Source organism: Phytobacter cepae (assembly GCF_054165735.1).
Genome location: NZ_CM135107.1, coordinates 2,208,721 through 2,225,336, shown reverse-complemented (window position 1 = coordinate 2,225,336; position 16,616 = coordinate 2,208,721). Strand labels below are relative to the sequence as shown.

The window sequence follows — 16,616 nt, the reverse complement described above, 5'->3', positions numbered from 1 at the left end:
GCAAGCAGGCCCCCTGCTTGCCGGTTTTTTATTGCATCAAAAAGACCTGCGGTGTTTCTCTGTCGGGATGTGATTCCACCCTTACCTCGGCGCCGTACCATTTTTCGATGATCGGTTGCACAATCACCTCTTCTGGCGTCCCCTGCGCCACGACTTTGCCCTGATGCAACAGCAGAATACGGTCGGCCCAAAGCGCGGCAAGATTCAGATCGTGCAGCACCACGCAGACGTGCAGATTTCCCTTCTGCGTCAGGTTTTTCATCAGACGAAGCAACTGCTGTTGATGATAGAGATCCAGCGCTGAGGTGGGTTCGTCCAGAAAGAGCCATCCCTGGGGGCCGTCATCTTGCCAAAGCTGCGCCAGGCTGCGGGCCAGCTGGACCCGCTGCTGCTCTCCGCCGGACAGGGTGGCGTAGTGGCGCCCGGCCAGCGGCAGGCAGTCGGTCAGCGCCATCACCTGCTGCACAATGTCCTGTTCCTGTTTCTTTCCCCAGGGGGCGCGGCCCATGGCCACAATGCTTTCGACCTGCCAGTCAAAACGCAGTTGGGTGTGCTGTAACATCACCGCGCGACGGCGAGAGAGGGTCTCTGGTGACCACTGGTCGAGAGGCAACTCACCGATACGGCACTCACCGAAGCGAACCGGTAGATAACCGGTCAGCAAGCGTAATAACGTAGATTTCCCCGCGCCGTTAGGGCCGATCAGTGCCACCATTTCGCCCGCGTCCAGCGTCAGGGAAACATCATCAATTAATCGACGTTTTCCCCTATCAAGACGAAGGCGTTCCGCGGTCAGTCGATTATCCATGCGCTGCTTTTCCCTGTTTGAATATCATCCACAAAAACCAGGGGGCCCCAATGATGCTGGTGATAAGCCCTACTGGCATTTCCGCCGGTGCAACCAGGGTACGGGCAACGGTGTCCGCAACCAGCAGCAAGAGCGCGCCCATCAGCAGGGAACCTGGCACCAGTGCACGGTGATCGGCACCCAGCCAAAGACGCATGAGATGCGGTACTACAAGGCCGATAAAACCAATAATGCCGCAGATAGCCACTGACGACGCTACCAGTAAGGCGCTGCACAGCAGCATCAGGCGCTGTAATTTCGGGACGTTTACGCCGAGGTAGTGGGCCTCTTCGTCGCCGAGTTGCAGGAGGTTGAGTTGTGCAGCCATGCGCCAGACGACCAGCGACGACGGCACCATCAGGGTGGCGGCGACCAGCAGCATCGACCACTGTGCCTGCCCGATGGTGCCCATTCCCCAGAGGGAAAGCTGGCGAAGCTGGGCATCGTTACTGATCCATGAAAGCATCCCTACCGCCGCCGCACACAATGCGTTAATCGCAATACCGACCAGCAGCAGCCGCGAGAGCGTGCCATCCTCAGACTGGCTTAACATGAAAATGACCACCATCACCGACAAGCTGCCGACGAAAGCCGCCACCATGGGGGCATACAGCGCGATGATTGCCGGGACAGAAAAAGGCAATACCAGCCACATGGCCACCGCCAGTGCCGCCCCGCCACTGACGCCCAGCAAGCTCGGGTCAGCGAGCGGATTGCGGAATAATCCCTGCAACACACAGCCGCACAGCGCCAGCGACGATCCCACCAGCAGCGCCAGCAAAACGCGTGGCAACCGTATGGTCAGCCAAATCTGGCGCAATCCTTCATCGCCGCCCGGCCAGAGACTCGCCAGCGGCAGACGCATCGCCCCAATGGTGGTCGCCAGTAACGTCATGCCCACCAGCAGTACCGCTACTGCCAGCAGCGTGCGCGAAGCCACCCGACGCATCAGGGCAGTGACTCGGCTTTGGTGCGTAAGTCACGCAGTGCCTGAGGCGTGCGTACGCTAAAGCCTGACAGGGCGATATCGTCAATGATATGGACCTGTTTGTTACGCCCGGCAGGCGTTTGCGCAAGGCCAGGTAGTTTCCACAGGTTCTCTTCCCCGCCCATGCTTTTCACGCCATCCGCCGAGATGACCACCAGATCCGGCTGGCTGGCAATGATCCCTTCCTGAGAAAGGCCGCGATAATTTTCAAAGCCTTGCATCGCATTCGTCAGCCCGGCGGCGCGAATCGCACCGTCTGCCGCAGTTTGTTGACCCGCCACCATCGCCCCCATCCCGCCATGGCTCAGAATAAAGAGCACCCGCTTGTTGAGCGGCTGTTTGGGCAGCGTCGCAATCTCGTCGTCAAGCTGTTTACGCAGCATAGCGCCCTGCTCTTTTTTGCCCAGCGCGTCAGCAATCACATCCACCTTTTTAGCGATCGACGCGAGTGAGTAACCGCCCGGTACCGTCACGACGTTGACATGATTTTCGCTTAGCCTGTCGAGTACCTGCGACGGCTGCACCTGCGCACTGGCGAGCACCAGCGTCGGGCGCAGGGAAAGAATGCCTTCCGCGTTGAGCTGGCGCACATAGCCGACGTTCGGCAGCTTCATCACCTCAGCCGGCCAGGTGCTGGTCGTATCACGCGCCACCAGCGTGTCGCCCGCCCCCAGCGCCCAGGCAATTTCAGTCACATCGCCGCCCAGCGGGATGACGCGTTCGACGGCCTGCGCCATCAATGGCAAGGCCACCAGCAGCATCAGGATTTTTTTCATGCCGCTTTTCCTTTTCCGGTTAACGCATCCACCTGCGCGCGCCATTGCGGTTGTTCAACCGTGCCTTCGCTGCGCTGCCCGTACAGCTGGGCTATCTGCGTGCCGTCGGCGGCGAAGAGTTCCAGGCTGGTGACGTGTCCATCGGCCGTAGGTTTACGGGTAATCCAGCTTTCAGCAATGGCGTCAGCACGCAGATGCAGGGTAAACGCGGTGTTGAAGATGTTGAGCCAGCCTTTCATCGGCATCACTTTTTCCAGTGCGCCGGTGAAAATCTGCGTACACCCCCGGTTGCCGACAAAGATCATGATTTCGTTGCCCTGAGCCACGACGGTATCCAGCAATTGCGGCAGCGCCTCGTTACTCACCAGGCAGGCCAGGTCATTCCCCACCAGGCGAAATGCCTGCTGGCGCGTAATGTTGTTTTTCTTCAGCAAGCCAAAGAATTGATGCACGTCCGTCATCGTCCGCCATGCCCTGTCGAGCGTAGCGGCATCGCTGTCCGTGGCGTAGTGAGGCTTTTCCTCTGGTTTCAGGTTAAGTGGTAGAGATGCGGTCGCAGTGAACGTGGCTAACAGGTCATCCCATGCGCTCCGCACGGTGTTCGCCGTGGCGTACACTTTCAACAGTGCATCGCCCTGCCGGTCAAAGAACTGAATACTCTGGCGTTCACCGGGCGGGCTCTGCTCACGCAGGGCAAAAGCGCTGGCCCATTGGGTAATGAACAGACGCAGGTCAAGGGCACGTGGATTCAGCACCAGGCCGGCGTGTTCACCGATTTTTAGATTCGTGAAGCTGCCGAGCTGTTCGTGGACGGCATAGTCGTTGCGGCAAATACACTTGGTTTCGCCGACGGTTTCAAGGGCGCTCAGGATCGCACGGGCATCGTCGTTGAGACGCACGGCATCATGACCGACACGGGCGAAGGTGAGTTCCGCCTCGCTGATGGCCAGATCGTGGGCGAGATCGCGTGCATATTTTGCAGGCGAATGGGTTTTGAGGGTCTGGTACTGCTGCCAGATGTCCTGAGCGTTTTGCGATGAAACGGTCATATCAGTGCTTCCTTCTTAGGATAAAACCTCCGGCCAGATGACCGGAGGGCAGGTAAAGTCAGACAAAAATCAGAAGTCGACATTAACACCCAACTGCCAGGTGCGGCCTGGCATGGTCGCCAGCGCTTTGTCGTAAGCGTCCTGATTGGTTGAGACCTCCTGCGTTCGGCTGCTGAGGTAATCCCAATATTTACGGTCAGTGATGTTGTACACGCCGCCGTTGATTTTGACGTTTTTTGCCACCTGCCAGTATGCCGTCCAGTCAAGCAGACCGTATCCCGGCACGCGCATGTAATCGTTGCTGGCATCGCCAATTGCACTACCGGTATTGGTATAGGATTCACGGCTGGTTGCGGTTGCCTGCTTACCTTTTACGAAGGTGGCAGTCAGCGCGGTACCATACTGTTTCGCCGGGTCATCCCAGGCCACGCCGACGATCGCTTTCATCGGCGCGACGCTGTCGAGATCGATGTACTTGTCGCCCATATAGCGTGACTTAGACTGGCCCTGGGAATAGCCATATGCCAGAGTGGCGCTTAGCCCATTAACCTCCTCAAACCAGGTACCGAAGTTAAATTTGGTGCTGATTTCACCGCCGTAGATATAGGCTTTGTCGCGGTTTTCTGCCTGATAAATGGTGTAGATGTTAGACGGAACACGAGCGAACTTGTCCGGGTTGTTGGTCCGGGTATAGCGGGTATAGGCGATAAAATTCTTATAACTGTTGTAGAACAGCGAAGTGCGCAGCGTAATCCCTTCTGTCACCTCCCCTTTCAGGCCCCACTCCAGGTTATCGCTGGTCTCCGTTTTCACATCGGTATTGCCGATGAGCGCATATTGCCCCCGCCCGGCGTAGCTGGAACCCAGGTTCCAGGAGCCATAAAGCTGGCTGGCATTCGGGAATTCCGCACCACGGGTATATTGCAGGTAAGTCATCAACCGCGGCGTAATGTCGTACTGGAAGGTCAGGGACGGCAGCACCTGAGTATCAGCATTTTTACCGTACAGCGTGGCGACATCAGACTCATCCAGCACCGTGCTGTTGGTGGTCAGGCTGCTCAGGTTCTCCGGCTTCATTGACTGATGCACCACACGCACGCCGGGAATAATGGCGAAATTGTGGCTATCGAGATCGAAATTGATCTGATCCTGCACGAACGCCCCCAGGGTGTAGCTGCTGGAGTCCGCTTCCGGCTGCATGATCGCGCTGAAGGTGCTCGGCACCGGCGACTGGCTGAACGGACGTTCGGTTTTGCTCATACTGGCATTGAAGCCCGCGCTAAGGTCATGGCGGCCAAAGGTTTTCGCCATCGCGTTCTGGATGCCCCAGGTGTTGGTGTCGTAATTCGAGGCGACGGTTTCAAGCGCCAGCGACGTGCTGTCCGGCATGTACGTCCAGTCGTGGGCTTCGGTGTGCTGATAGAAAACTTTCGTGGACATGCTGTCCAGCCAGTCATTCATCGGCGTCCAGTCATCTTTCAGGCTGATGCCCCAACGGCGGGTCTGGGAAGTCTGCTGCGCTTCACCAATAGTATTACTGCCCGCGCTATCCCAGGCCGCGTAATGGGTATGGTTGGTTTTGTGGTAATAGTCCAGCGTGGTGGTCAGTTTATGCGCATCGGTCGCCTGCCAGATACCGGAGGCCATCAACGCATCAGAGTGCCAGTTTGCCGGCCAGGCGTCGTGAGTATCGCTATTGTTACGGGTCTGCTGACCATCGCGACGACTGTAAACAAAGACGCCACGCAGGGTGTCATCGCCCCCGGCCGCAGTCAGGCCGTTGTGCCAACTGCGATCGGCGGAGTCATAATCGCTCTGGTAGCCGAAGTACGTCTCTTTGCCGGCGTGCAGATAATTGTCTGCCGATTTAGGACGGAATGAAACATTGCCGCCAATGGACGTATTGGCATTATCGATGGCGGTCGCGCCCGCGTGAATATCAACATGGCCGTACATGTACGGGTCGATGTAGTCGCGGCCAATGCCAAAGGAGTTCAGACCTGAACGGCTGACGTAGCTGCGCCCGGTCGCGTCCGGTTGCGGGATGCCGTCAACGTCAATGCCGACACGGTTGCTTTCCAGACCACGGATGTTGTACCCGGTGTAGCCGCCACGGTCAAAACCGCTTTTGCCGTTACCTGAGCCCCCGCTGGCGCCGGTCGCCCCGATCAGCGGTTCATAACGCATGATCGAACCAAAGTCGTTCGCGCCTTTATTTTGCAGGTCCTGAGCACTAACGGAATGATTGCTACCCGCTTTAAGCACGGGAATGGGTGCGGTCACCACCATCTCCTCCGCAGAGTCCTGCTGAGCGTGGGGTGTTGTTGCCTGTGTGGTGACCGTATCTGCCGCCAGGGCGGAAGACTGATACAGTGCTGCGAGCAGTGAAGTCACCAGGACGCTTTTACGGAAAGGTGCCTGGGAAAATTGCGATGTACCCATAGTTTTGCAAGCCTTAGAATTTATTAGTATCCGGCTCACAGGTTGCTTCCAGTCTCTTTTATCGGGGTGGCTTCTGTCAGCACAAGACAGGAGTCGCCACCGCGTATTTTAGGATCGGAATAATAATGATAATAATTATCACTTGCAACAACTTCACAATTTCTTCACTTTTTAGCCCGGCTTTTGTATAACTCAGGCTTACATTACTCCCCTACGGTTAACGCCATGACGACCTCAAAACCTGCTGTTACCATCCATTACTGCTCACAGTGCAACTGGATGCTGCGCGCCACCTGGATGTCACAGGAGCTCCTGCACAGCTTTAGCGCCGATCTCGCGTCGGTCACGCTCATTCCCGGTACCGGGGGTATTTTCGTGATTGATATTAACGGGCATGTTATCTGGGAGCGGAAACAGGATGGCGGTTTCCCGGATGCTGCAGAGTTGAAACGGCGAGTGCGGGACTACTGTTTCCCTGAAAAAGAGCTGGGGCATCTGGAGAAAAAAGAGAAGTAGTCTGCACATTGAAACGTACCGGTGAAGCCGCCCCACCGGTACCTGTCATCAACAACGATTAATCCTGGCTTGCCACACCCAGCGAGGACAAGCTGTCCGGCCAGGCGGGCACACTGGCCCGCACGATATTGCGGCCTGCATGTTTTGCTTCGTACAACGCGTCATCCGCGGCCTGAATCAGCTGACCATAATCCGTATGGCTGCGCTGGTTGTGGCTTGCCACTCCGATACTGACGCTGACAATACCCGCTGGTGCGTTAGCGTGCGGAAGCGCCAGATTCTGTACGCTGGCGCGCAGTTTTTCCGCCACTTCCACCGCCCTGGCAGAGCGCATTTCAGGCAGCAGTGCACAAAACTCTTCTCCGCCATAACGAAACAGCAAATCGGTATGGCGAGGTAGCGCGTTACGCATCGCCGTCGCTACCTGCTTCAAACAGAGATCCCCCTGCTGATGGCCGTAGCGATCGTTATAACGCTTAAAGTGATCGACATCGATCAGTAGCAGCGAGAGCGACTTGTTGTTACGCTTGCTGGTGCGCCACTCTTTATCAATACAAAGGTCAAAGTAGCGGCGGTTGCCCACGCCCGTCAGGCCATCGGACAAGGACTGAGACAACAGCTCGTGTGTCTGCTCACGCAATAACGATTCGCGCCGCACCGCCATGCTGACGTCAACGATCTGAATCAGCCCGTAACGTTCTTTATCCCCCAGCGGCACGATAGTCACTGCCTGACTCAAACGCGCCCCCGGCTGTGCCGGTTCGGCAAACAGCGGGAACGGCGAGCGGTGAAGCGACTGCGACAACAGCGCCGGAAGATTGTGACTAATCGCCTGCTTAAGGGCGACGCCCACGCGATGGTTACGCAGGTCAGGAAAAATTGTGAAGAAATCCTGACCAAGCGCGTCGCTCGCCGGTCGTCCTGTGTGTGTTTCTAACCAAGCGTTCCACAGCGTAATGCGGTAGTTCGCATCCACAACTATCACCCCAAGACTCAGGGCGGAAAATGCATCCAGTAACAGCTTGTCGTTCATAGTTATTATAATCCGTCAGGGACCATACCGGATTCCAGGCGCATGATATAGAGCCTGACTTGTTCGCGTAAATCACGCAGTGCCGACATGTCGAGAATAAAGGCCAGGTAGCCCTCGATCTGCTTACGCTCGAGTGAAAAATCGATGCGTAGCATTAATACTGACGGATCCGCGTCATCATGGCTGGGGTTCAGGATCTGCTCACTGCTGCCGACCCGGAATACCGGTAGTGACCCTTCCAGCTCTTTCTGGAACATGTTTGCTAAGGTTCCCACGCAGGCATTGAGCACGATATTGCCAATTTCGCTCATTGCTTCACGTTCCATCTCACCCAGTTCGTCGGCGGGGATAAGATCGCCGACCATCATACGGACGATCTCAAAACTGGCCCGTTCCGGGAACATCAAAATCGCTTCTGTGGCATACGCCCCTTTATACTGCTGGCTGATGCCGCAGAGCGACAGACCGGCACCCAACTCTTCCGCCGCTTCCGAGCGGGTCGTAATGCGAATAGAGGGCACGGACATACGCACTTCTTCGTTGACGATGCTGCTCATCGCCGCCGCCGCGTGCCCCACCCCGATGTTGAAAATCTCCATCAGGCTGTCCGCTTCGAGTTCACTCATGCTCATTTCATCGATCATACGCTGGACTCCAGTCCGTTGAGCATGGCGTGAATCTCAGCTTCTTTAATCGGCTTGGACAGGAATCCCAGCCCCATCTCTTCAGCCTGCGCCTGGACGGAGTGCTGGACGTTGGCCGTCAACAGTACGATGTGCGTTTGTGGGTAGTTTTGCCGCAAAATGGCCGCCGCAGCCAGCCCACCCATGCCGGGCATATTGACGTCGAGCAGGATCAGGTACGGTTGCTTTTCCGCCGCCATCTCAATGGCCTGTTCGCCTGTTGCCGCCTCAACAATATCCCAGTCCTTGCGCAGGCTCAGCACATACTGGCGGGAGATCATCCGTGATAAGCGGCTGTCATCAACAATGAGGATTTGTTCAGGCATTTTTTAAGTTCTCTGTTCGGGTTCAACGGGCATACAAAGGGCCCGGTACGTTCCCCCGCGCGCAATGCGCTACCATTCTCGCCGGGGTCTGGAAAGTCAGATTCAACGTCAAGCCGTCGCCACAACGCCGGTGTGCGACAGATTTCCGTTAGGTACACAGTTAATCGGCACACAAACGCATTTAATTAGCCCTTAAGTGTAATTTGATGAACAACGGCTGCCGAAGGCGGCATAACCCGATGATTACAGGGCGCGACCGGGGGTTTATCAGAGGAAAAGAGGGCACAGAAGGAAGGCCATCTGGGCTGGCATGTCGAAAATAGTGGCGTGGGGGTGCATGAGAGGGGGTAAAAGAAAAGAAGCTGCGAGGGGGTCGCAGCTTCGGTTTAACCGTTATTTTTTCACCGGCTCGGGTTTTTTATCACCGGATTCCGGGGCATTACGTGGGTCATCTTTTTCAATCTGCATTCTATTGACCTCCTGTTGTAACCAAATATAAAAATTTGCAGCTTTATATCCAGCGAGCCAGTGACCCTCCGCGTTATTTTAACGCATACCTGGAGGGCACCAGTTCGCTTATATATTAGTCGTGTCAAAAATAATTATGCATTGGCTGATTAAGCCGATGCGCACTATTTTTTGCCACCACTTTGGCTACTCTGACCGCCTTTCTTACCGGCTTCGGACGCGCGCTGCGGGTCATTTTTAAAGTTCCCGCCGCTGTGTTGCCCGCCTTTTTTACCCGCTTCAGATGCTTTTTCCCGGTCTTCTGCGAAATTACCGGAACCGCCTCTATGCTCTGCCATAATATGTCTCCCGTTCATGTTATTAAATAACCGATACGAAAATATTATATCGATCGCATACAAGAATTAACCTTAGCTGGCATAACCAAATAGTCAAAGCGGAACGGCGATAATAAGCGGAACGCAAACAGAGTGTTAGCCATTAATATTACAGGCAATATTATGGATATAAAAAAACGGAGCATTTCTGCTCCGTTTCGGATATTCCCTGGGGTCACGCCGAATGATTAATAGAAGCCCATCGCTGACCCGCTATAACTGACCAGCAGGTTCTTGATTTGTTGGTACTGGCTGAGGGCCATTTTGTGCGTTTCACGGCCGACGCCGGAATTTTTGTAGCCGCCAAACGCAGCGTGTGCCGGGTAAAGATGGTAACAGTTGGTCCATACGCGACCGGCTTTGATGCCGCGCCCCATGCGCCATGCGCGGTTAATGTCCAGCGTCCAGAGGCCCGCCCCGAGGCCATATTCAGTGTCGTTCGCCAGTTTCAACGCCTCGGCTTCATCTTTGAAAGTGGTAATACCGATAACCGGCCCAAAGATCTCCTCCTGGAAGCAACGCATCTGGTTGTGGCCCTTAATCAGCGTGGGCTGAATATAGAAGCCATTACCCAGCGCATCGCCGTGCGCCACGTGGGCGCCGCCGGTAATAATTTCACCGCCCTCTTCACGCGCGATATCAATGTAAGAGAGAATTTTGTCGTACTGCTCGCGGGAAGCCTGCGCCCCGATCATGGTATCGGTATCAAAGGGGTCACCTTTGCGGATATTTTCCATCCGCGCCAGCACCTTTTCCACGAACTGCGGATAGATGGATTCCTGCACCAGCACGCGAGACGGACAGGTACAGACTTCACCCTGGTTGAAGAAGCCCAGCACGACCCCCTCAATCGCTTTGTCCACATAGCCTTCATCACCGTTCAGCACATCTTCGAAATAGATGTTTGGGGATTTGCCACCCAGTTCAACGGTGCTGGGGATGATGTTTTCCGCTGCACAGGAGAGGATATGGCGGCCAATCGACGTGGAGCCGGTAAAGGCGATTTTCTCAATGCGTTTGCTGCGTGCCAGTGGCTCGCCGGCTTCGGTGCCGAAGCCGTGTACCACGTTCAACACGCCTTTCGGCAGCAGATCGCCAATCAGTTCCATTAGCACACAAATGCCCAGCGGCGTCTGCTCGGCCGGTTTCAGGACCACGCAGTTACCGGCAGCCAGCGCCGGGGCTAGCTTCCAGGCCGCCATCAGCAGCGGGAAGTTCCAGGGAATAATCTGCCCGACCACCCCCAGCGGTTCGTAAATGTGATAGGCCACGGTGGTGCTGTCGATCTCTGCCGCCGTTCCTTCCTGCGCACGGATACACCCGGCGAAATAACGGAAGTGATCCACCGCCAGCGGCAGATCCGCATTGAGCGTTTCGCGAATCGGTTTGCCATTATCCCAGGTTTCGGTGAGCGCCAACAGTTCAAGGTTTTGCTCAATACGGTCGGCAATAGCCAGCAACACATTGCCCCGCTCCTGCGCGCTGGTTTTTCCCCAGGCATCGGCGGCGGCATGTGCGGCATCGAGGGCTTTTTCAATGTCTTCTGCGCCCGAACGTGGGAACTCTGCAATAACCTGCCCGGTCACCGGCGAGGTATTGGAGAACCAGCGTCCTTCTACTGGGTCGACAAACTCGCCGCCAATGTAGTTGCCATAACGATTTTTAAAGGAGACTTTCGCGCCGGCAAGGCCAGGGTGTACATATTTCATAAGATGTTCCTCTCTTTATTATGGGTACAGGTGAGGCTCGTAGCGTGTGGGTACGGGTGTATATAAGCAGTTCTTATGCCAAAAAAAGAAATGAACAGAGAATTTTTATAAATCGTTTATTTTCAATACGTTAATGAGATACTGCAGGATTGCATCTGCCAGGTGAGGCGATAACAGAAACGATTCTCTTCGTGAACTGTGTTGTGTGTCGCTACATGTGCGACACCAATATGCTACACATTTGTAACATTTCAGTTTATGGAGTGAGCCATGCCACAACGCCCACTGTCTTCGGCCCTTATCCAGCACAACGTCGGATTACCCTGTCAACTGGAAGACTCCTGGCAGCGCAGCCTGAACTATGGACTGACACGCGATGATGACACTCAACCCTGGGTGGCCACGTCGCTGTTGAAAGATGCCCGGGCGGAAAATGCCTGGATTAGCCAACTGGTGGCCCCTCTGCTCTCGCGCCTGCGGCCGGATCTTGCCAGCCACCCCGCGATTATGGTGATGTCAGATGCCGCCGGGCTGGTTCTGGAAACGCACGGTAATTCGGACTTCCTGCATAAAGCGCAACGCTATGCCCTCGCCCCTGGAAACCTGTGGGGGGAGCATGCGCGGGGGACGAATGCCATTGGTACGGCGCTGGCCCTGCAACGCCATTGTGAAGTTTCCGGCGGCGAACACTACCTCAGCCGAAATGCCGGGCTGTTTTGCTCTGCTTCACCGGTGTTCCGCCCGGACGGCAAAATTGCAGGGGTATTGGATATCTCCACGCCTGCACACCTTCCTCGCCACGATGCAGCGGCTTTTATTCGCCGCGCCGTCTGCGAAATTGAGCATGCCTGGACCTCCAGCGCAGTGGGTGCCCGACGCTGGTTATTAAGTCTGCATCAGGATGCAAATGTACTGAACACTGCCCACGAACTGCTGCTTATCTTTGAAGATGACACCCTGCTTGGCGCAAACAAACTGGCGATGGATGCCTTTTCATTAACGGCGGGACACTTTGGCGCGACAGATCTCCATGCGCTGTTTCCTGGCGCCACGCTGCAAGCCGGGCAAATGACCCTCGATGCCGCGAACCGTCAGCGCTATTTTGTGCGCCAGACGCCCCCAGAGCGCCGCTACAGCGGTCGTGGTATCGCGCCGCCTGCCGGCGTGTCACCCGAAAAAGAGAAAGCGTTGCGAATACTCAATGCCGGGATTTCCCTGTGCATTACCGGTGAAACAGGCTGTGGGAAGGAGCACCTTGCCCGTGAACTTTATGGCAAGAGCCAGTGGCACAAGGGCAATTTCGTCGCCATTAACTGTGCGGCGTTACCGGAAAATCTGATTGAGTCCGAACTGTTCGGCTACGTTCCCGGCGCCTTCACCGGGGCCAATCCGAAAGGGTATATCGGCAAGTGCCGTGAAGCCGACGGCGGGATTCTGTTCCTGGATGAAATTGGCGACATGCCGCTCAGCCTGCAAACGCGTTTGCTACGGGTTCTCCAGGAGAAGAAGGTCACTCCGCTCGGTTCAAACACCACCTGGAACGTTAATTTTGCGCTGGTGTGCGCCACCCATCAGGATCTGGCAGCGAGGGTGCAATCCGGCGCTTTTCGTGAAGACCTGCTTTATCGCATACAGGAGTTTCAGCACCGAATCCCGCCGCTCCGGGAGTGGCCGCATATCGCCAGCTTTATTCGGACATTATGGCGTGAACTGGGTGCAGCCACGCGCGGGTTGGTTCTGACGGACGAGGCGGTATCCGCACTGGCCCGACGCCCCTGGCCGGGTAATGTGCGGCAGTTGATAAGCCAGCTGCGGGTACTCATGGCGCTGGCAGATGATGGATGTCATATCCTACCCGGAGATTTGCCCGGCGAGCCTTTGCCCTCCAGCCCGCCGGTCATCGTCCCCGCCGCGCCCGTGGAAGAAAAGGCCATCCAGGAGGCGCTGGGAAATATGAGTCTTGCGGCGAAAAAACTGGGCATTTCACGCAGTACCTTGTATCGCCGTCTGGAAAAACGGCAGACGGCGGGTTGAAGTTACGGTGTCACGGGAAGATCATCCAGCCAGTGTCCCACGACCTGGCGCGCTGCGCTGGAGAGTTTGGCGCTGTAACGGGTCGCCTCTTCGCGTAGGGTGCGCGGATCGATGCCTGCCTGGCTCAATTCACTGGCGTGGCCCACCAGCCAGCTTTCCAGGGCGGAAGCGGTCACTTCCAGATGGAACTGGAAACCCAGCGCGTAATTGTCGACGCTGAACGCCTGGTTTTCACAGACGTCGCTACTGGCAAGCAGGATTGCACTCTGCGGGATCTCAAACTGGTCACCGTGCCAGTGCAGCACCGGAAGATTATCGAGCGGCGCAAAGTACGCCGGTGCGCCAGTGTGCAGGGTAATGGGCGCATAACCTATCTCTTTTTTGCTCATCGCGCTGACACGGGCACCCAGGGCTGTGGCAATCATTTGTGCGCCAAGACAGATGCCCAGCACCGGTTTTTTGGCCGCTAAACGCTCGCGAATAATGCGCAGTTCTGTCTCCAGGAAGGGGTAGAGATGCTGTTCGTAAACGCCGACAGGCCCACCCAGGACGATCAGCAGATCGTCCTTCAGTGCATCAAAGGATGCGAGGGACTGGACGGGAGTATCAATACAGCGCCAGCGGTACCCCTTAGCCAGCAAGGTCTCGCTCAGAGAGTCCAAATCTTCAAAAGGAACATGTCGAAATACAACGGCAGTCTTCATAGCAGAGATCCATCCTTTATCGTAAGCGAAAATCATCAAGCTCTGTATTCAGCATACCCAAAAATACCAGGCTAAGGATTTACTTATGTGCGCAGATGCGATCGCGATGCGCGATTTTTACGTTACATGATACTTCATGACCACGTGTGGCATTTACCGCAGGCAATTGCGCCGTCTTATTGTTCCGAATTTACTGTCTGAATTCCTGCCCTGAGCTCGTCAAAGATCCTGAGTGTCTATACTGAACCTCTGTAATCACATATCGGGGAGGTAGAATGGCTTATCTGTTACAACTGAACATTATTTCGGTATTAATGTCGCCCACATTTTGGATCAATCTGGCGATTGTATTTTTCATCACCATCATCACGTATTGGGTGACGAACCGCTTGCTGACGCTGCTTTATAAGACCATTCATCGTGCGGGTAAAAATAATGCCAGAATTGAGCGACTGGGTTCAGTTGCGTTTGATATGCTGAAAAAAACCAGTAAGCTCCTTATGTTATTTGCTGCTTTTCTTTTCAGTCTGCGTTTTGTCGCGTTGCCTGAGCGCCTGTTTTCCACCATCTCCCACGCCTGGTTTGTGGTCTTCGCCATTCAAATGGCTATTTGGCTCGATCAGGGTGTGCAGTCCTGGATGCGTCATTTACTTTATTCGCCAGGCACCAGTAAAAACCCGGTAACGCTGGTCATACTGGGCATGATATTACGCACTTTCGTCTGGGCAATTATGCTGCTCTCGGTGCTGGCTAATGCGGGTGTGGATATTACCGCCCTGATCGCCAGTCTCGGTGTTGGGGGTATCGCCATCGCGCTTGCCGTCCAGACCGTGCTGAGCGATGTGTTTGCCTCGCTCTCAATTGGTTTTGATAAGCCTTTCGAGATTGGCGATTTTGTGGTCTTTAATGACGTGGCGGGGACCATTGAGCATATTGGCCTGAAAACCACCCGTATCCGTAGCCTCAGTGGTGAGCAAATTGTGTGTGCTAACGCGCAGTTATTGCAACAGACCATTCATAACTATAAGCGTATGCAGACACGCCGCATTGTGTTTACTTTCGGCGTCTCGATAACCACCCCACCGGAGAAATTACGCATTATTGGCGATCTGGTGAAAAAAATCGTTACGGAAGTCGGCGAAACAAAATTCGATCGCGCGCATTTACTGGACTTCAATAAAGACCGGTTAACCTATGAGGTTGTCCATATCGTTAATACCGCCGATTACAATAAATATATGGATGTGCAGCAGGAAATTAATATCCGCATTATTGAAAGCCTTGCAGAGCAGGATATTGAGTTGGCCCTGCCTTCGCTGATCGTGCGCTCTCCGCTGAGAGTGACGCCCGAGTCCGGGGCATTACGCTCGGCCAGCAATTTCTAAAGGTGAGAAGATGTGGTGGCTGATGGGGGCCACCACCCTTCACGTCGCGAACCTGATTAAACTTTTCGCCTGTAAACCTCGTCAGTTGTCATAGCTCAGGGTGACAGCGGTAATTTTACCGGCCGCAATATCAAAAGAGAGGCGTTTTTTACCCAACAGGTAAAACAGCCATTCACCGTCATCGTTCTGCTGATGCTGACCTTCACCGTAACGCTTTTTAATGTCCTCAACCGACATGCCGATAAAGGCCCCACGATGCGTTTTCATGGCTGTTGATGAGAAGGTAATCTGCGCGACGATATAATCATCAACGTCGCGGTCTGCTTTATCCCACCAGAGATTCGACGTATAGAGATCCCACCCTTCATAATGATGCTGATAGAACTTATAGCTTTCATCATCAAAAACCACGTCGCCAACAAAGTTATCACTCAGAGACGGTCCCAGGCGCGACTGTACGTCTTCATCCCACTTATCTCCCAGTGCAATGGACTGGCCGTTAATGCTGAGTGAAAAATCGGCTTTACTGAGAGGCATTACCGACGTTGGATATGCGTTGTTCGCCGAAGCCGGGGCCAGGGCGGCAAAAAAAGAGAGCCCGGCAAATACCATGGCCGAGGCGACGGTACGTGTGTTCATTGCATTCATAATGTTTTCGTCATTCAGTCCCGTGAAGCGATGACAACCTGCTGCAAACAGTCCGGTTGTTTGACGGCAAAAGCAAACGAAACGCTTTGCCCGTTTGCATCTGCCACGGAGGTATAGCTTGTCGTCTCATTTTCCGAATGACCATGCGGCACATCGGTCAATGTTAGTTGAGGAAAGTGTGTCTTTATAGTGGGCAGCGTAACGCACTGCCCTTGCCAGGTGAAGCGCATGAAGGGAGCGTGATCGTTTAAGCTTTTACTTAGCCGGATATCGATATCATTCAGTTGCCCCCCCTTCTCAAGAAATACCGGTTTCGCCGTGTAGAATTGGGTGTATTCATTCTGTTCTACCGGAGAAAGGGTCAGCGGGAATTGCGCCGTGTTAGCGACAGTGAGATCACGCAACGCAGGGCGAATATGATTAATAAATCCCCATAAATCCCCGGACGGGATTTTTGCTTGCGCAGCGCCACTCGCCATCATCAGTGTCATCAAAATCAGCGCTGGCGCGGGTAAAGCATATAAATTCTGGCGTGTATCTCTCATGGATTTATTCATCTTCAACGTCCAATACGCTTACACTGTAGCATGTGCATCACCCCCAAGAGCGCGGTGTAACATTATTATTCGCA

Annotated in this window: 16 protein-coding genes; 3 read left to right on the top strand and 13 right to left on the bottom strand. The window is 54.8% G+C overall.

What is annotated here, in order from left to right:
* Positions 1 to 28 precede the first annotated feature (28 nt).
* The 5 genes from ACUY4Q_RS10435 to ACUY4Q_RS10415 all read right to left on the bottom strand — a co-directional run bounded on the left by ACUY4Q_RS10435 (position 29) and on the right by ACUY4Q_RS10415 (position 6,102).
* Positions 29 to 808, bottom strand: a complete 780-nt coding sequence (locus ACUY4Q_RS10435; protein ID WP_458046945.1) for a heme ABC transporter ATP-binding protein — start codon at positions 806 to 808, stop codon at positions 29 to 31.
* A complete protein-coding gene (locus ACUY4Q_RS10430; protein WP_458046944.1) occupies positions 801 to 1,796 on the bottom strand; it encodes a FecCD family ABC transporter permease in 996 nt (331 codons plus the stop codon). Before ACUY4Q_RS10430 ends, ACUY4Q_RS10435 begins: the two co-directional genes overlap by 8 nt.
* Positions 1,796 to 2,611, bottom strand: coding sequence for a heme/hemin ABC transporter substrate-binding protein (locus ACUY4Q_RS10425; protein ID WP_458046943.1), 816 nt, complete (start codon positions 2,609 to 2,611; stop codon positions 1,796 to 1,798). Before ACUY4Q_RS10425 ends, ACUY4Q_RS10430 begins: the two co-directional genes overlap by 1 nt.
* Complete coding sequence (locus tag ACUY4Q_RS10420; protein ID WP_458046942.1) at positions 2,608 to 3,660, bottom strand: hemin-degrading factor; 1,053 nt, start codon at positions 3,658 to 3,660, stop codon at positions 2,608 to 2,610. The genes ACUY4Q_RS10425 and ACUY4Q_RS10420 overlap by 4 nt, the downstream gene beginning before the upstream one ends.
* Positions 3,661 to 3,729: 69 nt before the next feature.
* Complete coding sequence (locus ACUY4Q_RS10415; RefSeq protein WP_458046941.1) at positions 3,730 to 6,102, bottom strand: TonB-dependent receptor domain-containing protein; 2,373 nt, start codon at positions 6,100 to 6,102, stop codon at positions 3,730 to 3,732.
* Between the two features lie 225 nt (positions 6,103 to 6,327).
* On the opposite strand from ACUY4Q_RS10415, the gene ACUY4Q_RS10410 reads away from it, so the two are divergent.
* Positions 6,328 to 6,618 (top strand): Rdx family protein, encoded by a 291-nt coding sequence (locus ACUY4Q_RS10410; protein WP_458046940.1) that lies wholly within the window; start codon positions 6,328 to 6,330, stop codon positions 6,616 to 6,618.
* Between the two features lie 58 nt (positions 6,619 to 6,676).
* Here ACUY4Q_RS10410 and ACUY4Q_RS10405 read toward each other — a convergent pair whose 3' ends face one another.
* From ACUY4Q_RS10405 to exaC, 5 genes are all read right to left on the bottom strand, one after another.
* Positions 6,677 to 7,651, bottom strand: coding sequence for a diguanylate cyclase (locus tag ACUY4Q_RS10405; RefSeq protein WP_458046939.1), 975 nt, complete (start codon positions 7,649 to 7,651; stop codon positions 6,677 to 6,679).
* 5 nt (positions 7,652 to 7,656) lie between these two features.
* A complete protein-coding gene (locus ACUY4Q_RS10400; protein WP_458046938.1) occupies positions 7,657 to 8,295 on the bottom strand; it encodes a chemotaxis protein CheC in 639 nt (212 codons plus the stop codon).
* The gene (locus ACUY4Q_RS10395) at positions 8,292 to 8,660 is read right to left on the bottom strand and encodes a response regulator (RefSeq protein ID WP_458046937.1); all 369 of its coding nucleotides are present in this window, start codon (positions 8,658 to 8,660) and stop codon (positions 8,292 to 8,294) included. Before ACUY4Q_RS10395 ends, ACUY4Q_RS10400 begins: the two co-directional genes overlap by 4 nt.
* 632 nt (positions 8,661 to 9,292) lie before the next feature.
* Positions 9,293 to 9,466 (bottom strand): con-10 family general stress protein, encoded by a 174-nt coding sequence (locus ACUY4Q_RS10390; RefSeq protein ID WP_458046936.1) that lies wholly within the window; start codon positions 9,464 to 9,466, stop codon positions 9,293 to 9,295.
* Positions 9,467 to 9,693: 227 nt separating this feature from the next.
* Positions 9,694 to 11,214: an acetaldehyde dehydrogenase ExaC gene (gene exaC / locus ACUY4Q_RS10385; RefSeq protein ID WP_458046935.1), complete on the bottom strand. Its 1,521-nt coding sequence runs from the start codon at positions 11,212 to 11,214 to the stop codon at positions 9,694 to 9,696.
* A 270-nt stretch (positions 11,215 to 11,484) separates the two neighbouring features.
* On the opposite strand from exaC, the gene ACUY4Q_RS10380 reads away from it, so the two are divergent.
* A complete protein-coding gene (locus tag ACUY4Q_RS10380; protein WP_458046934.1) occupies positions 11,485 to 13,248 on the top strand; it encodes a sigma-54-dependent Fis family transcriptional regulator in 1,764 nt (587 codons plus the stop codon).
* 2 nt (positions 13,249 to 13,250) lie between these two features.
* Here ACUY4Q_RS10380 and ACUY4Q_RS10375 read toward each other — a convergent pair whose 3' ends face one another.
* A complete protein-coding gene (locus ACUY4Q_RS10375) occupies positions 13,251 to 13,952 on the bottom strand; it encodes a glutamine amidotransferase (protein WP_458046933.1) in 702 nt (233 codons plus the stop codon).
* Positions 13,953 to 14,227: 275 nt separating this feature from the next.
* Between ACUY4Q_RS10375 and ACUY4Q_RS10370 the strand changes: the two genes are divergently transcribed.
* Positions 14,228 to 15,337 (top strand): mechanosensitive ion channel family protein, encoded by a 1,110-nt coding sequence (locus tag ACUY4Q_RS10370; RefSeq protein ID WP_458046932.1) that lies wholly within the window; start codon positions 14,228 to 14,230, stop codon positions 15,335 to 15,337.
* 81 nt (positions 15,338 to 15,418) lie between these two features.
* Here ACUY4Q_RS10370 and ACUY4Q_RS10365 read toward each other — a convergent pair whose 3' ends face one another.
* Together ACUY4Q_RS10365 and ACUY4Q_RS10360 are read right to left on the bottom strand one after the other, a co-directional pair.
* On the bottom strand, positions 15,419 to 15,985 hold the full coding sequence (locus ACUY4Q_RS10365; protein WP_458046931.1) for a hypothetical protein: 567 nt from the start codon (positions 15,983 to 15,985) through the stop codon (positions 15,419 to 15,421).
* Between the two features lie 14 nt (positions 15,986 to 15,999).
* A complete protein-coding gene (locus ACUY4Q_RS10360; protein WP_458046930.1) occupies positions 16,000 to 16,542 on the bottom strand; it encodes a hypothetical protein in 543 nt (180 codons plus the stop codon).
* Positions 16,543 to 16,616: the final 74 nt, after the last annotated feature.

Coding starts and splice junctions, on each gene's coding strand:
- ACUY4Q_RS10390 (WP_458046936.1), bottom strand. CDS start 9,466: ATGGCAGAGCATAGAGGCGGTTCCGGTAATTTCGCAGAAGACCGGGAA.
- ACUY4Q_RS10425 (WP_458046943.1), bottom strand. CDS start 2,611: ATGAAAAAAATCCTGATGCTGCTGGTGGCCTTGCCATTGATGGCGCAG.
- ACUY4Q_RS10370 (WP_458046932.1), top strand. CDS start 14,228: ATGGCTTATCTGTTACAACTGAACATTATTTCGGTATTAATGTCGCCC.
- ACUY4Q_RS10395 (WP_458046937.1), bottom strand. CDS start 8,660: ATGCCTGAACAAATCCTCATTGTTGATGACAGCCGCTTATCACGGATG.
- ACUY4Q_RS10430 (WP_458046944.1), bottom strand. CDS start 1,796: ATGCGTCGGGTGGCTTCGCGCACGCTGCTGGCAGTAGCGGTACTGCTG.
- ACUY4Q_RS10375 (WP_458046933.1), bottom strand. CDS start 13,952: ATGAAGACTGCCGTTGTATTTCGACATGTTCCTTTTGAAGATTTGGAC.
- ACUY4Q_RS10415 (WP_458046941.1), bottom strand. CDS start 6,102: ATGGGTACATCGCAATTTTCCCAGGCACCTTTCCGTAAAAGCGTCCTG.
- ACUY4Q_RS10410 (WP_458046940.1), top strand. CDS start 6,328: ATGACGACCTCAAAACCTGCTGTTACCATCCATTACTGCTCACAGTGC.
- ACUY4Q_RS10405 (WP_458046939.1), bottom strand. CDS start 7,651: ATGAACGACAAGCTGTTACTGGATGCATTTTCCGCCCTGAGTCTTGGG.
- ACUY4Q_RS10365 (WP_458046931.1), bottom strand. CDS start 15,985: ATGAATGCAATGAACACACGTACCGTCGCCTCGGCCATGGTATTTGCC.
- ACUY4Q_RS10360 (WP_458046930.1), bottom strand. CDS start 16,542: ATGAATAAATCCATGAGAGATACACGCCAGAATTTATATGCTTTACCC.
- ACUY4Q_RS10380 (WP_458046934.1), top strand. CDS start 11,485: ATGCCACAACGCCCACTGTCTTCGGCCCTTATCCAGCACAACGTCGGA.
- ACUY4Q_RS10420 (WP_458046942.1), bottom strand. CDS start 3,660: ATGACCGTTTCATCGCAAAACGCTCAGGACATCTGGCAGCAGTACCAG.
- ACUY4Q_RS10400 (WP_458046938.1), bottom strand. CDS start 8,295: ATGATCGATGAAATGAGCATGAGTGAACTCGAAGCGGACAGCCTGATG.
- exaC (WP_458046935.1), bottom strand. CDS start 11,214: ATGAAATATGTACACCCTGGCCTTGCCGGCGCGAAAGTCTCCTTTAAA.
- ACUY4Q_RS10435 (WP_458046945.1), bottom strand. CDS start 808: ATGGATAATCGACTGACCGCGGAACGCCTTCGTCTTGATAGGGGAAAA.